The following is a 17289-nucleotide window of genomic DNA, read 5'->3' as shown; positions in this document are numbered from 1 at the left end:
TACTTCTCACAATGACGCTTTACTCAAGCGAGATTTTTTTGGAGTTGTTTGGAGGGCAATACTCGTTTTCTTTGAAAAATCAAGGGAACACCACCAGCAGGAGAAATTGTTAAACCTCGAGGTAATGGTTTGACCAATTTTTCACTCTCTAAAGTTAGTTCGTATTTCGAGATGATAGAAGCCAAAACTAGCTTCATTTCTAATTCAGCTAAAGCATATCCCAAACAGCGACGGCTTCCCCCACCAAAAGGGAAATATTCATAACTAGAAAACTGTCTTTCTAAAAAACGTTCTGGCTGAAATTTTTCTGGCTCTGGATATAAATCTTCTCGATGATGAACCAGATACGCACTAATAGTTAGCCAAGTTCCTGGGACAAATTGATATCCCATGATTTTCATGGTTTTTTTTGTAATCCGAGGGAAAATAAGCGCCAGTACCGGATACATCCGTAAAACTTCTTGGCAGACTGCATTTAGATAGGGAAGTTTGGCTATTTCTAGAGATGTTTGGTTTTCTCCTTTTTGCTCCAATTCGTTACGCAACTTTTGAAGGACATCTGGATGCCTTAAAATTTCATAAAAAGCCCAAGACAGCATACTAGCCGTAGTTTCATGACCTGTAAATAATAGAGTCATTAACTCGTCTTTTAATTCGCTATCGGTTAACTTTTCTCCTTCTTTATCTGTTGCTGACATCATTAAACTAAGAACGTCATTGCCAATTTTCTCTGGGTTGAAACGTCTTTCATTAATTTCCTCTTGCAATAGTTTATAAATTTCTTTCCTACGATATTTCATCCGTCCCCAAGGACTCCATTTTCCCCAATCTTTCCGCAAAAATTTCACAAACAAAAAGCTGGACTGAAATGGAGAATCAATTGCATCTAGCATTTCAGCTAATAATGGTTTAATCTTTTGATATCGTTCTCCCTCTGAAATCCCAAATACTACTTTTAAAATGACTTCTAAGCTGATGTTTTGCATTGCCTGACGCGCAAGAATGCGTTGATTTTCTTTCCATTGGCTAGCTACTTTGAGAGCGATATTGCAGATTGATTGTGCGTAAGATTGCAAATTTTGTCCATGAAATGGAGGCATTAACAATTTACGTTCTCGTTGATGACGCTCACCATCATATAAAAACAAAGAATTTTCTCCCACCAAAGGTTGAGCTACATAATTACCACGTCCAACATCAAAATTATCAGAATGTTGGCTGAGAATTTCTTGTACTCCTACTGGATTTCCAACTACTACAAAGGGTGGAACGCTAGGGATCTTGAAAGTATATATATCTCCGTAACGCTGTACGCATTCTTTCTCATATTTCAAAGGGTCTTCTATCCAACGTATTAACTGCCACCAAGATGGGGTGTTTGGCCCGTCAGGTAATTTATTTGTCATTTTACTTCCTTCACACTTACACTTATGACCAATGCAATGCTGACAGGGGTATGGACAAGCTCGTTTGTCAGCGCCTAAAATCTTTATTTCTTGTAAACTACATTCCAGATTTAAAGTGCTGACAAGGGAACTGGGAGGCTTGTCAAACATCTCCCTAGTCAGATCGAGATTTTGCTTGCCAAATAAACGGGATTTTGGGGAGCAAACGAGGTCGATTGGCAAAAACTAAAGCATAATTGCTATTTTTGCTTAAAGCGTCTTCTTCTGTTTGCATTCGCTGACTCATTAACAAAGCGTTAGCAAGAGAAAAAATAATTGCGGTTAAATAAGCTCCGTGAATCAATGGTAATGCGGCAATTTCCAGGATGACTCCCAACCAATTAGGATGCCGTAGATAAGAATAAATTCCTTTATCAACTACAGGCTTATCCGGTAAGGTAATGATTGGTAGAGTCCAGCGTTGCTCTAAAGCTTGCATAGATAAGTAACGCAGAGCTTGTCCTGCTAATGTTGCTGACAAAGCGATAGAGGCCAAAGCAGGGATAAAAGGGCGATCAAAGTACCAAACCTCAGCGATCGCTGCTATCCACCAACTTACTTGCAATATTTTAACTGCACCTAGTAAATTATCACTATGTTTTTTTCCTCCTCGCTCTAAGATATATGCTTCATTATTTTTGCTGATACGCAGTTCAAAAAGTCGTTGTAAGATAACTGCAAAAATAATCCCAACGAAGATATATTTAGTTAACATATCATTTCCTATTCCCATTTAAGTAAAATTGCTTCTTGAGAAAAACCAGGCCCCATTGCCACCATCAAGCCATAGGAATCTGCTGGTGTATGTTCTTCTGAGAGAATCTTATCCAGCATATAAAGCACTGTTCCCGAAGAAATATTACCTATCTCTGTTAAAGTATCACGACTCAATTGTAAAGCTCGACTATCTAATCCAAATTCGGCTTCTATTGTATCGATTATTTTAGGCCCACCCGGATGTAGTATCCAGCGATATAGGCTATCAATTTCAAGATTGTGATCCGCAAGTAAAGAGTGAATTAACGGTTGCAATCCTTTTTTTACATAGTCGGATACTTCCGGTCTGAGAATATTTCTAAAGCCATTATCAACTAACTCCAGTCCCATAAGTTCTACCGTGTTAGGAATTAAAAAGGAGCGATTATCGATAATTTGGGGTAGTCCGGGTTTGGCTAAAGGATGATCTTTTCCTACCATTAATACTGCGCCACAACCATCTCCAAACAAAGCAGCAGTGATAATGTTCATAATAATATCACTATATGCAGCAGGATTTTCTGGTAAGCTCCGAATTAATGAAATTAAATCTCCTTGCAAAGAACCTTGCCATAAAGCAGAAGAAAGCTCAACTGCAAACAAAACTGCTGCCTCTTTTGGATGACCTTGTAGGTAATCTGCAACCCGAGAAATTCCGATCGCTCCACCCATACAACCTACTCCGTTAATGGGCATTCTCTTAATAGTCGAAGAAAATGGAATTCGGCTCATTAACCGCGCATCTAAGGAAGGAACTGCTGGAGTAAGAGAGACTGATGTAATTAAAGATATATCTTGGGGTTGAAGGTTAGCTTTCTCCAACAATTTGATGATAGTGGTTTCGGCTAGCTCCAAAGAAATTTCCAAAGATTTGCTAGTAGTTGCTTCCATCTTTGGTGGATCGAGTAAGGAGTCTATTGGTAGAGCAAAGTAACGACCTTCGATTTTAACGCTGCTGAAAAAGCGATCGATCTGATCTACATCGAAATCTAATTCCATTGCAAAAAAGAACTTACGCAAGGCAGCAGCTAAAACTTTTTGAGGGTAATATTGGGCAGGAAAACCTGTTGATGTAGCAACTATAAATGGCATAGTACTTTGGATTGATTTTACTTAAAAACGTGTTGGATAAATATCTAGAAACAATGAACCATCTGACAAGTAAATTTGATTTTATTTACTATTAGCTCTTCTTTTTACACAGAAATTTTGCTTTTTGTCACAAGATTTTCCAATTTTATTTTGTAGATAGGTTCTAGTTTGTTGATTGCTTCTTTAATATTGCTGATGATTTCATTCTCTGCGCTGGACAAGAATAAATGTTCGCCAGTCAACATTTTCAGGCTAAAGTTAACCTGAGTTTGTTTCTCCCAATCAGCAAGTTCTTGGAGGCTAACTTTAGAATCTTGAAGACCACCAAAGGCATAGATTTGAGACTCTAGAGGTTCTTGTTTTGTATAGAAGTATGTCTCTAAAATCTTAAAATCGGCTCGAATAGTAGGAATACACATTTGCATTAGCTCCGAGTCTTGCAAGATTTGCTCTGGAATTCCCTTGTAACTAGAGAGAACTTGAATCAACTTAGTTTCAGGAAGTATATGAATTGGCGAGTCTAAATCTGGTGTTTGGGGAGGACGGCAACCACCAACAAATAAGTAAGCTGGAGCCGTCCAATTTTTTCTGCGGAATTCACGAGCTAATTCAAAGCTTAGTAGTGCGCCCATACTATGACCGAAAAATCCAAAAGGAACGTCTAAATATGGCTGAAAGAGGGGTGTAAGAGTTTCGATTAGAGGCTTTAGTTTAGTAAAAGGAGATTCATTAATTCGATTTTCCCTTCCAGGTAATTGGATTGGGCAAATTTCTATCTCTGATGGGAACTTTTCTAACCAGGAATCAAAAGTAGAAGCTCCACCTCCTGTATATGGAAAGCAAAATAGGCGGAAAAGAGGTTTTGGATTTTTCTGTGATACTTTAAACCACGGTTGGGTTTGATGTGCAGGTACTTGAACTGAATATATGGAAGTCTTTTCGCTATCAATAGTAGAATTGGGTTTTTGCAGATGTTTTTGAGGAAACTTCTGGTTAATTAGGAAAAGTATCTGGATTAAGAACTGTTCAATATTTAGTTCTGCAAAATATTCTACAGGAACAATTACCTCTAAACTACTCTCAATAGATTTTCTTAACTCAGTAGCCATCAAGGAATCTAACCCAAGTTCAGAAAGGCGCTTTTGCCAATCGAGAGCAGAGGGAGATATTCCCACTACTTTGACTAATAATTGGCTGATATAAGCCCTTAATAGATGCTCACGTGTTTCTGGTTCTGCTGTTAATATTTCATTTGTTTTACGTCGGGATTCTGCTTCTGGTGGTAAAAAATTGAGGTTTGAATATTGTCCATTGATTTGAGCAGGTTCATTTTGTGAAGCCGGAGATTTTATTCTCAATTCTTGTTGGTTTTGGTTAACTAATAGTTCTAGTAACTTCGGCAGTAAATTAATTTCATCTGCTGAAAGATTTCCTAATTTTTCTAACTCGTTGGTTACAAGTTTTGTTTCTCCTTTACACAAGAGGTTATAAATTAGGTTGGATGTATTCTTTTGTTTTAGGGCTTCTGTTTTTTGTTGTTCGTCTTCATCTGTCTCTATCCAATATCGCTGACGTTGGAAGGGATAAGTAGGTAATACGACCTTGCGACGAATATATTCCCGGTCAAACCCAGACCAATCGACTGGAATTCCCTGAACATATAATTGTGCCAAACTATCTAATATCTGTTGCCAATCATCTACACCCTCACGCAATGAGGGCAACCAAACTGCTTCATCTGTTGTTAGGCATTGACGACCCATACCTAACAAAATCGGTTTCGGGCCAATTTCTACAAAGACCTGATATCCAAGCTCATCTAAAGTCTTGAGACTGTGGGCAAACTTGACAGGTTCTTGGATATGACGCAGCCAATATTGGGCTTGAGTTATGCTTTCATCTGCCTTGTGTCCGGTGACATTGGAAATGAGTGGGATAGCAGGAGAATGATACGTAACTTGTTTGGCGATGGTTTCAAATTCTGCCAGCATTGGCTCCATCAAGGGAGAGTGGAAGGCATGGGAAACATTCAATTCTTTGGTTTTGATTCCCTTGGAATCTAAGCTTGCCTTAACGACATCTACCTGAGTTTGTTCGCCGGAGATTACCAGACTTTCAGAACCATTGAATGCAGCGAAGGCTACTTCGGTTCCACTAGACTTGATTGCTCTGGTGACGGTTGCCTCATCTGCCAATACTGACAGCATTTTGCCATTTTTTGGTAATGCTTGCATTAGTCTTCCCCGATGAGCAATCAGCTTGAGTCCATCTTCTAAACTGAATACTCCGGCTACACATGCCGCCACATATTCTCCCACACTGTGACCCATGACTACATCTGGTTGAATTCCCCAAGATTGCCACAATTGGCACAGGGCATATTCGATCGCAAATAGAGCTGGTTGTGTGTAGGATGTTTGGTCTAGTAAATCAGAATTTTTTTGATTGTAAAGAATTTCTAGTAGAGGTTGTTCGAGATATTCACTCAGGATTTCGTTGCATTTTTCTAGGGCTTGATGGAACACTGGTTGAGTTTCATACAGTTGTCGTGCCATGCCGATATACTGTGAACCCTGACCTGTAAACAGGAAAGCTATTTTGGGTACATCTCTACTACCCAGTTTTGCTTGAAATATTCCAGTTACATCCTCTCCGGCTTGGAATTGACTGAGTTTGGTAGCTAATTCCTGTTTGTCAGAGGCGATGACGGCTAAACGATGATTGAAATGTGGTCTTCCTGTATTGGCAGTGTAACAAATATCTGCGATCGCCAAATCTGAACTGGTTTCCAAATGATTTTGATAGCGGCTGGCTAAATCAGAAAGAGCTTTTTGTGTTTTAGCGGAGAGAGTTAACAAATGTAAGGGAGGCTCAATTAAATCTTCGCCTTTGCCTTGTGGATTTTGACTCTTGACTTGATGGGGTGCTTCTTCCAATATCACATGAGCATTAGTACCACTAAAGCCAAAAGAACTAACTCCAGCAATTCGACGTTCAACACCCTGCCAAGGAGTAGTTTGGGTAGGCACTGATACCGGCAATTTATCCCAATTAATATAAGGATTAGGTTTATTAAAATGTAGATGAGGTGCGATTTCTTGATGTTGTAGTTGTAAGACTACCTTAATTAAACCAGCGATCCCCGCAGCCCCTTCTAAATGACCGATATTCGTCTTGACTGAACCAATTAATAAAGGTTGTTTTGGAGAGTGAGTGTCTCTAAATACCTTTCCTAAAGCCTCTACCTCAATGGGATCGCCCAAAGATGTCCCTGTACCGTGAGCTTCAATATAGCTCACTTGAGCCATATCTACTTTTCCATTTTTTAAGGCTTGACGAATTACAGCTTGCTGAGAGGGGCCATTAGGAACAGTTAAACCACTGGTATGGCCATCTTGATTAACTGCTGTTCCGCGAATTACTCCTAAGATATTATCTCCATCTGCGATCGCATCTCCTAAACGCTTTAGCACTACAATTCCACATCCCTCACCACGGACAAAGCCATCAGCTTTTGCATCAAAGGTTTTGCAGCGACCATCCGCAGACAACATCCGGGCTTTAGAAAAATTAATGCTAACTTCTGGAGAGATTAGTCGGTTGACTCCTCCGACAATGGCTAAGTTACATTCTTGATTTCTAAGACTGGAACAAGCTAAATGGACGCTTACCAAGGAAGAAGAACAAGCTGTATCCACTGCTAAACTTGGCCCAGTCACTCCCAGAATATACGAGAGACGACCAGATGCAGTACTGTGGGCATTACCACTAGCTAGGTAGGCATCAATTTTTTCAACCCCTCGACTGACTAAGCGTTGGGAATAGTCATTGCTACAGATGCCAATAAACACACCAGTTTGAGTTTGAGGCAATTGCTGAGGATTGAGTCCGGCAGATTCTAGTGCTTCCCAACTTACTTCTAAAAGAAGGCGTTGTTGAGGGTCAAGGGAAATTGCTTCTTTAGGAGAAATACCAAAAAAATCGGGATCAAACTCTTGTAAATGCTCAATAAAACCACCGGAACGGGTGTACATTTTTCCCGGCGCTTCTGGAGCAGGGTCGTAGTAATCATCAATATTCCAGCGATCTGAGGGAACTTCAGCGATCGCATCTACTCCCTTTTTTAACAGATTCCAGAATCTTTCTGGATTATCTGCACCTCCAGGAAAGCGGCAACCCATACCAATAATTGCTATTGGTTCTGTTCGAGCTTTTTCAAGTGCATCTAGTTTTGATTGGAACTGCTCAATTACCAAATATGAGCGTTGCAAAGGAGTTAAATTTTCAATTGTCTTTGCTGAAATTTTCATTATTTCTCCACCTTATTCATGAATGAGCAAGTTCAACTTTTGGTTAATTAGTTCTTCTAACTGGTCTTCTGAAAGGTCTTGTGTCGTTACTAACAATTGCTCTTGTTTTTCAACATCTTTACTTTCTTCTGGTTCTGTAATATCGCTCTCAGAAGCTTCTCCCCTTAGAACCTGCTGAGTTAAATAATCTACGAGCGCTCCTACTGTGGGGTAGTCAAAAGCTACGGTTGATGGCATCGAGCATCCCAAACTGGTTTGCAAACAATTCCTCAGTTCCACAGAGGTTAAAGAATCCATCCCCAAATCAAAGAATCCTGCGTTTAAACTAATGGATTGAGAGTCAGTTATTCTTAGTACCTGAGCCACCTGGCGACGCACATAAGCAACTAACATCTCTCGTTGCTCACTTGGCATTGCTGCTTGCAACTGCTGCAAAAATTCTGGTTGAGATACCAAGGAAGTCTGGGTATTTTCTCTCCAGTCTGCCCAGAATGGCCATTGTGAAGCTCCTTCCAGCAAAACAGACCACTCAATTGGCACTACTCCTACTTCCGCAGTCGAATTTTTCATTAGTAGCTCTAATGCTTCTAATACTTGAGGTGGCGTAATCGCTCCGATTCCTTTTTGCTGCATCCTTATATCTGCACCCCGCTCGGCTGCTTCTCCTACTTGAGAGACGGGGCCCAAATTGATGCTTAATGCTGGTAAACCCAAGGCTTGACGATAATAAGCTAAACCATCAAGAAAGGCATTCGCCGCAGAATGATTTGCCTGAGCCGGAGAACCCAACAAAGACGCTACAGAAGAAAATAGTACAAAAAAGTCTAACGGCTGATTTTTAGTCAATTGGTGTAAATTCCAGGCTCCTTGCACCTTGGGATTCATCACCTTGGCAAAGCGAGGCCATGTCTGCTGTTGCAGTACTCCATCTTCTAACACCCCGACTGAATGAATCACTCCTGCTAAAGGCGGTAGAGACTGCTTGATATCAGCTAATATTTCAGCCATGCCCTCATGTTCAGACACATCAGCTTGTTTGACTATTACATTTGCTCCTGCGGCTTCAAGCTCTTTTAATTGACGCTGGGCAGAATCGCTAGGATGGCTACGTCCTACCAAGACTAAATGCTTGGCTCCCCGTTCTACCATCCAACGGGCTACCAGTAATCCTAAACCTCCTAAACCTCCGGTAATTAAGTAAGTACCTTCTGCCCGTAAGCTCAGAGGCATTTGATTTGTGGCATCTGTCTGTGACGTAATTTGACTTACCACAATTTTGCCGATGTGTTTGGCTTGTTGCATGTCACGGAATGCACTTATTACTTCCTGTATAGGAAAAACTTTCAGTGGTGGTGGTTGTAGTAAGTCTTTTTCAAATTTGTTAATCACTTCCTGCAACATGGACTGGATTAATTCTGGTTCCTGTCGAGACTTGCTTGCCAAATCAACCACAAAGTAAGATACATCTGGTCTTGCTGCTGCCATCTGAGCCGATTCCCAAACTCCCCGTTTGGCAATTTCTACAAAGCGACCTTGAGGACTAACCACTGAGAGGCTCTTTGTAATAAATTCTCCAGAGGTGAGAGAGTTAAGCACAATATTTACTCCCTGTCCTTGGGTTATTTCCATCACCTTTTCAGCAAAGTCCACAGTCCGGGAATTCATAATATGTTTGACTCCCATCGATCGCAGGGTTGCCCATTTCCCAGGGCTAGCGGTGGCAAAAACTTCTGCTCCAGCAAGCTGGGCAATTTGGACTGCCGCCATTCCCGTACCTCCGGCAGCTGCATGGATTAAAACTCGTTCTCCAGGTGCGATTTTTGCTATCCGGTGCAGAGCGTAATAAGAGGTTAGGAAATTAACCGGAATGGATGCCGCTTCTTCAAAACTGAGATGTTCTGGTTTAGGAACTACAGAAGTAGCACTGACGGTAACATATTGGCTGAAACTTCCAGGAGCTAAAGCGATGACTGCTTGGCCAATTTTTAAGTCTTCTACTCCTTCTCCAATCGCTACTATTTCACCAGCACATTCACCCCCAAAACTATCCATGTCTAGCAAATGCTTTTGGGATACTCCGTCTACTTCCTGCGGAAGCAATCCTAATGCAGCGATCACATCCAGAAAATTTAGCCCTGTTGCCCTGACCTGAATTTCTACTTCTCCAGGCGCTGGGGAATGCCTTGTTGTTGTTTCTAAGGTTAAGTTTTCTAGAATTCCCGCAGCAGATGTAGTGAGACGGAAGGGCTGGGATGGTAATTTTAATTGCTGTTGCTTTTCTAAGTTTTGAGTGTTTGTACTACCCACTAATCGAGCTACATAACGAGAATTTTCCCGCAAGGCGACTTGATCTTCTTTATCTTCTGACCAAATTTCTGACCATAGTGTTTTCCCTTGCTGCTCTGTAGTCTGATTAGGATCTAAATCAATCCGTACACATTTGAGTTCTGGGTGTTCTAAGGCAATGACTTTTCCCATTCCCCATAAAGATGATTGTGCTACTCCTTGTATTACTGGCTTGTTAGCGGGTACTGGCTGCGCTCCTTGAGTCACTAACCATAACCGTGGCCTTTGGGATTGTCCTTTGACTAAGGATTGCACTAAGGATAAGGTGGTGCCACATCCTAGTTGAGATAAGGCTTCTAACTGTTGTGCGTTGAAGTTTTTATCTATTCCTGCTTCCAAGCTCCAACATTGAACTACTCCATACAATGGAGACTGAACTGCTGTATGAGCCACCAGTTGCTGAAAATCTTCTGGTTGATTTGGGTTGATAGTAAACTCTTGCGGTGTTATTTGTTCAAATTTTTCGCCCGCCGACACTAAGGTACAAATTTCTCCTTGGGATCGCAGTTGAGTCGCTAGTTCTTGAGCTACTCCTTGTTGATCTGACAGAATTAACCAACCTCTTGGTGCTGTTATCTGAGATTCTATTAACTCAGCTTGAGCTAAAATCACTGCTTGTTGAGATAAAACTTTTGGTGTCCCCTCAGTCTGGGGAAGGGTTGATACTTCAGCAAAACCCGTTGCGCCCAGTAATTGCTGCCACTTAGATGTACTCAACAAGGGATAATCGGGTCGCAAATCCCAATCGCTGAATTTCCACCATCCTTCTAAGAGTCCAAAGATTAAATCTAACCATCGCTGGCGAGTAGTGCTTTCTAATAACACCAATATTCCCCCAGGAGCCAACAATTGCCTGACATGAGATAAAGTTTGACTCATCGAAGTAGTGGCGTGAAGTACATTTGCAGCGACAATCACATCGTACTGATGAGGCTCAAATCCTTGGATTGTGGGGTCAACTTCGATATCGAGGATTTCGTAGCGCGCAAAGGGATAATCCCGGAATTTTTCCTGAGCTTTGCTCTTGAAAAAGGCTCCAATATCGGTAATCACATATTCGCTCTGGTGGGGGTTGAGTTGGGGCAGAATATAACTGGTTGTTCCTCCTGTTCCAGCCCCGATTTCTAATAACCGCACTCCTCTGTCTGATGGTAATTTCGCCAAAGCAGTTGCGATCGCTTTTTCCACCAAAGTATTCATTACTTTGGCAGATGGAGATTCTTGATACAAATGGGTAACTGTAGTTAAGTCCCCTTGGGGAAACACCAGTTCTACTGCATCTATTGCTCCTCGCAGTACGCTACTCAGTTGAGAAGCACAACGGTGTAAAAGGGTAATTTCGGCTGGAATTTGGGGATATTTACTTAGGAGAGTTTCAACTTTCTCCTCTGGCTTGACTTCCCCTAGTGGCTTCTTGACTTGCCACTGCTGTTGGTTATAGTCGAGGATTCCTAATTCTGCCAAAATTTGCAGCAGGCGGTTGAATAATCGCCGATGGCTTGGAACGACTCCCAGCCTTTGGGCAGCAGTTTCTGTGGCAAAATGCTCTCCAGGTTTGTAAGACCAACCCATTTCTTTAAATGCCCCAACTATATATCCCACGCTCAACTCTTCTAACTGAGTTAGCATTTCGCTATAGCTATGCAAATCCTGTTGAGCAAGCAATTCTGAGATAGTAGGACTTAGTTTCTGCTCTACTTCTTTTGGTGTCAGGAGGTAATCGGGGGGGAGCAGCTTACCAAAACGGGCTTGAGAGCGCCATTGAACTTCATAGAGCCAATTTTTGGGCAGAGGCTCTGATTTGCCTCCCCGCAGGGCTTGAATTGTGGCTTTTTTGACTCGTAAGCCTTCTACAATGGCAATAGTTTCTCCGTCATCACTTAACAAGGTAACTTGAGCGCTCAAATTTTCTGTACTGTTACCTTGGAGTTCCTTGATTGAGGCGATCGCCCACGCTTGGCGATCGGGACGGCGATAGACTCTGAATCGTTCTATTCGTACTGGCAGATAAGTTTGATCGCTGTTTGTTTCTCCGATGGCAGCCCCCATTACCTGCAAGGCGGCATCCAAAAGAGTTGGATGTAACTGATAGTCTCTTGCTTGTTCCACCAGTTCTGAAGGCAACTGAAGTTGACCAACAGCTTGTTTTGAGCCTCTCCACAACTGTTGAATTCCTTGGAAACTTACCCCATAGTTAATGCCTCGCTGTTGGCTTTTTTGGTAGTATTCGGCTACCTCTAGGGGTTGTTCGCACTCTGTTAAGGATTTTTGGAGGTCTACAGCAGGGGGAATAATCTCAGTTTCTAAGGTTCGGATTTTGCCTTGGGCATGAAGTGTCCAAATCAGTTCATCTTGGTTGGGTTTCTGCTGTTGCGTGAAAATTTTGAACTGATAGGCTCTGTTATCTAAGGGAGTGATGATAGTCTGAAGCGTTTTTACTTCTTCTTCTGGCAGAATTAATCCTTGATGTAACTCTACGTCTTCTACTGCCAGATTAGGAGATTTGAATAGATTTAAACCAGCTGCTAGGGCAATTTCTAAGTAAGCTGTAGTGGGCAATAGAGCCTGGTCAAAGACCCGGTGATGGCTCAGGTAAGCCGGGTCAGAGGCAGAAATTTGAGATTCAAAACGATATTGCTCCTCTAAGCCTGCTAGGTGCAACTCTAGATGTAACTTTTGACCTAAGAGGGGATGTAGAGTCTTACTTCTTGACAAAAGTTGCTTTTTATGATTTTGGTCATCTATCTCGATCCAATATCGCTGACGTTGGAAGGGATAAGTAGGTAATACAACCTTGCGACGAATGTATTCCCGGTCAAACCCAGACCAATCAACAGGGACTCCCTGAACATACAATTGTGCCAAACTATCTAATATCTGTTGCCAATCATCTACACCCTCACGCAATGAGGGCAACCAGACTCCTTGCTCGAGACTTAGGCATTGACGACCCATACCTAACAAAACTGGTTTCGGGCCAATTTCTACAAAAACTTGATATCCAAGTTCATCTAAAGTTTTGAGACTCTGGGCAAACCTGACAGGTTCTTGGACATGACGCAGCCAATATTCGGCTTGAGTGATGCTTTCATCTGCCTTGTGTCCGGTGACATTAGAAATGAGTGGGATAGCAGGAGAATGATACGTAACTTGTTTGGCGATGGTTTCAAATTCTGCCAACATTGGCTCCATCAAGGGAGAGTGGAAGGCATGGGAAACATTTAATTCTTTGGTTTTGATTCCCTTGGAATCTAAGCTTGCCTTAACTACATCTACCTGAGTTTGTTCGCCGGAGATTACCAGACTTTCAGAACCATTGAATGCAGCGTAATTGACTTCCATTCCACTAGACTCGATTGCTCTGGTGACGGTTGCAACATCAGCTAATACTGATACCATTTTGCCATTGGCTGGTAATGCTTGCATTAGCCTTCCCCGATGGGCAATCAGCTTTAGTCCGTCTTCTAAGCTGAATACTCCGGCTACACATGCCGCCACATATTCTCCCACACTGTGACCCATGACTACATCTGGTTGAATTCCCCAAGATTGCCACAATTGGCACAGGGCATATTCGATCGCAAATAGGGCTGGTTGTGTGTAGGATGTTTGGTCTAGTAAATCAGAATTTTTTTGCTGATAGAGAATTTCTAGTAGAGGTTGTTCGAGATACTCACGCAGAATTTCGTTGCACTTTTCTAGGGCTTGATGGAACACTGGTTGAGTTTCATACAGTTGTCGTGCCATGCCGATATACTGTGAACCCTGACCTGTAAACAAGAAAGCTATTTTGGGATGCTTCCGGTTGGTAAGCTGACCACTTACCAAGCCGATCGCATCTTTGCCAGTAGCAAAAACCCCAAGTTGTTCGCATAACTGGATTGTAGAGTCAGCCACAATTGCTAGGCGATGGTTGAAATGCGATCGCCCCGTATTGGCAGTGAAACACACATCGCCTAGCGATAACCCAGGATGGGACTTAAGTTCAGCTTCATAACTTTGTGCTAGCTCTTGCAGAGCCTTCTCACTTTTGGCTGATAAGGTGAGTAAGTGCTTAGAACGCTCTAAGTTTGTTCTTACCGCCACTGGTGCAGGAACCTCTTCTAGGATGACGTGAGCATTTGTACCACCAAAACCAAAGGCACTAACACCAGCGAAACGCGGCCCTCGATCGACACTCCATTTCTGTAGTTCGGTTGGGATCGCAAAGGGAGTATTTTCGATTTTGATATATGGGTTCAACTGCTTCAGATGCAAGTGAGGAGGAATCTGCTTATTTTGCAGCGATAGCACCACCTTGATTAAGCCGGCAATGCCAGAAGCGGGTTCTAAATGACCAATATTAGTTTTAACTGAGCCAATATAACAGGTTTGATTGGGTTGGCGACCCTCCATTAATACTGCTTTTAAAGATTTAACTTCTATCGGATCTCCTAATGAAGTTCCAGTACCATGAGCCTCTACATAGCTAATCTGATGGGGAGCAACTCCAGCGTTTTCTAAGGCTTTGCGGATAACATCTTGCTGAGAAGGCCCATTAGGAGCCGTGAGTCCATTGCTTAGACCATCTTGGTTAACTGCTGAACCTCTGACGATCGCCAGAATGTTATCTTCATCTCTGAGTGCTTCTGAAAGACGTTTAAGAACAATTACACCAGCGCCTTCTCCTCGAACATAACCATCAGCACTGGCATCAAAGGTTTTACAGCGATCGTCACCCGCCATCATTTGAGCATGGGAGAAAATAATGTTTGACTCTGGAGACAGCATTAGGCTGACACCTCCGACCAAGCACAGATTCGATTCTCTGGTGTGCAAACTTTGACAGGCTAAGTGAACTGCAACCAAAGACGACGAGCAAGAGGTTTCAGCAACTAAACTTGGGCCTCGCAGATTTAATAAATAGGATAGGCGATTGGCAGCAACGCCCAAGGTAGTGCCTGGCCCATCGTAAGCATTTAGGCGAGATAAATTTTTGCATTGCAACCTGCCATAATCGTAATTCCCGATGCCAATGAAAACCCCTGTTTGGCTACCACTTAGCTTATCTGGCGCTATACCTGCATTTTCTAAAGCTTCCCAGGCTACTTCCAAGACCAGTCTTTGCTGAGGATCTATACTTTCTGCTTCGCGGGGAGAAATACCAAAAAAACTAGGATCGAACTGATCTACTTGTTTTAAAAAGCCACCTTGTCGGGTAATCATTTTTCCTGGTGTGGCTGGCTTCGGATCATAAAATTCATCAATATTCCATCGTTCTGATGGGATCTCAGTAATAGCATCTACACCTTCACGCAATAGTTTCCAGAAGGATTCTGGGTTGTTAGCGCCAGGGAAACGAAAGCCCATCCCAATAATAGCTATTGATTCCATTTCGATCTTCTAAATAATATAAGGTTTACGAATTAATTGCGTAGCAAAAATGCATTTATAGTTATTAACTTTTCACAGGCTCTTTGAGTGGAAAAGCTTTCAGAGCTACCGAACATAGGGAGGATGAGGGAGTTTATCCTCAAACTTGGGAATTTCCCTCTCCTGCGTAGTGGCTCGCGCAAGTCACCTCGCACACTTCCGCGAGCAACTAGGTTTCAAGGCTCCGGTGAAAAGTTAGTTTTTAGTTAGGTTTGCCTTTTCTAACTAGCGACAGATTTGGCAAAATCATGAAATAACTCGGTGTTTTTTTGGATGGCTTTAGGAATTGAGCCTCCTGAAGACATGATCCGCATTTCACGGTTGACAGGCCACATGTAATCAATTTCGCCGAAGAAATGACGCAGTTCTGTTAGAAGACGGTGGTGGTACTTAAGATTTACATGGAAACCTTCATGTTCTTGACACAAGCATTTCTGCATCCAATGAAGTGCTTCTGGGGTTGACATATCGAATAGAGGACTCCGTAGTAGTCTATAGTATGCAAGCATAAACCAGGAATCATCTTGGAATATGGCGGGCAAACCGGCAGAAATACCGTTGAGAAGACCTTTTTGGGTCACGTAAATTGATAGATTGCCCATGAATTTTTCATAGTCACTTGGTTTAGCAAAATCCTTATACACATCTTGAGCAATCAATCGAGAAGTTGTAGTGTGGAAGGATTCATCAAGCAAATGGTAGCGAGAAACTTCAGTGGGAATAGGAATAAACTCACCTTTTTTGTCTAACTCTCTGGAATACTTTGTATAGTCATATTCCACCGTCTTGAGCATCATGTTAGCTATGTAGCGGAAGGAATAGTATTGAGATGCTAAGAAAGAGGAACTTCCCCAGCTTAAGGTAAACAGTCTCAGCAGATATCGGGGAAAGACTCTCAAGATCCCAGTTCTTGGCCCAGGAAGAAATAAGTCTTTCTTCTCCAATTCATTCAAATAGGAAGAATAACAATGTGCTTGGGTTTTGACTCTTATATTTTTGAGTAAGCGAAAAACAGCATTTTCTGCTGCTAAAGAAGATGTACCTACCCAGTCGAAAGTCAAGAATTTTTGCAAATCCTGATTAGATGATTTTTTACTCAGGTAATTTTTAACTGATTTGCCTTGATTTCCTTCTAGAGGAGCGCTAAATGCCTCTTTTCCAAGTATGGCTCTCTTTGTCTTGTAACTGATTTTATGAAAAGCATGAATGTGGTGTTTTTCTTGCAGACTTTCAAGATCCAATTCTTTGCAAAGAGTTTCATAACCACCAATAGTTGAAAAAACTCCATTAGTAACATCATTGAATAGTATAGTATTTGCTTCACTAGCAGCAACCTGGCTATACTGCGTAGCCCAATAAAGATGATTGAGGGCAAGCTTTTGAGAATGTGAGGCTTCTACGTAAAGTGGAGTTCCGTAGAGAGTTGAAAGTTCAGGTTTACTCCAATAATGATTGCTGTTGTCACTGTAGTTAAAACTCTTCTCCAGTTCCTCAATTTTTTCTGTGTAATCGGATTCACTGTTGTTCCGATAATTGATTTCAGTGACTTTTAAATGCTTCTTTACCTTTTCCTCAGATGAGGTTGATGATTCGTCATTTGGCTGTAGTTGAAGGTTATCAATCATGAGCTTTTTTTGAAAGTAAACAACAATATTGCTAATGCTAATTGACAGCAAATTTCAAGTTAATGAAGTACACAAACTAGGTTTGATAATCAGGTATTAAACCTGTCTGGGTTCCCAATTCTGACTCATGAATTCTAGATTTTGCTGTATTGCTGCTGTTAGTGCTTTACAGTCATTCAAAATCAAAAAAATACGTATAGACAACGGCGATAGATCGAAAAAGCTTGTCAGAACTTTTATCAGTCTGCAATCAAATTTTAGGAACTGATCTGTTGAAATCAGCTTCTAATTTAGCTTTTAAGT

Annotated in this window: 6 protein-coding genes; all 6 read right to left on the bottom strand. The window is 41.8% G+C overall.

Annotated features, from left to right (window positions below; genetic code table 11):
- Positions 1–23: 23 nt before the first annotated feature.
- The gene (locus RMZ41_RS29180) at positions 24–1406 is read right to left on the bottom strand and encodes a cytochrome P450 (RefSeq protein ID WP_322643448.1); all 1383 of its coding nucleotides are present in this window, start codon (positions 1404–1406) and stop codon (positions 24–26) included.
- Positions 1407–1560: 154 nt separating this feature from the next.
- The gene (locus tag RMZ41_RS29175; protein ID WP_322643449.1) at positions 1561–2160 is read right to left on the bottom strand and encodes an isoprenylcysteine carboxyl methyltransferase family protein; all 600 of its coding nucleotides are present in this window, start codon (positions 2158–2160) and stop codon (positions 1561–1563) included.
- A gap of 8 nt (positions 2161–2168) precedes the next feature.
- Complete coding sequence (locus RMZ41_RS29170) at positions 2169–3293, bottom strand: type III polyketide synthase (protein WP_322643450.1); 1125 nt, start codon at positions 3291–3293, stop codon at positions 2169–2171.
- 104 nt (positions 3294–3397) lie between these two features.
- Positions 3398–7603, bottom strand: coding sequence for a beta-ketoacyl synthase N-terminal-like domain-containing protein (locus RMZ41_RS29165; RefSeq protein ID WP_322643451.1), 4206 nt, complete (start codon positions 7601–7603; stop codon positions 3398–3400).
- Between the two features lie 12 nt (positions 7604–7615).
- Positions 7616–15322: an SDR family NAD(P)-dependent oxidoreductase gene (locus RMZ41_RS29160; RefSeq protein ID WP_322643452.1), complete on the bottom strand. Its 7707-nt coding sequence runs from the start codon at positions 15320–15322 to the stop codon at positions 7616–7618.
- A 260-nt stretch (positions 15323–15582) separates the two neighbouring features.
- Entirely contained in the window at positions 15583–16986 is a 1404-nt protein-coding gene (locus RMZ41_RS29155) for a hypothetical protein (protein WP_322643453.1), read from the bottom strand.
- Between the last annotated feature and the right edge of the window lie 303 nt (positions 16987–17289).

It is taken from the genome of Nostoc sp. DedVER02, from assembly GCF_034530675.2.
In the GTDB taxonomy this organism is placed as follows: Bacteria; Cyanobacteriota; Cyanobacteriia; order Cyanobacteriales; family Nostocaceae; genus Nostoc.
The sequence above is the reverse complement of the archived record's forward strand: the minus strand, read 5'-3'. Positions and strand labels throughout refer to the sequence as shown.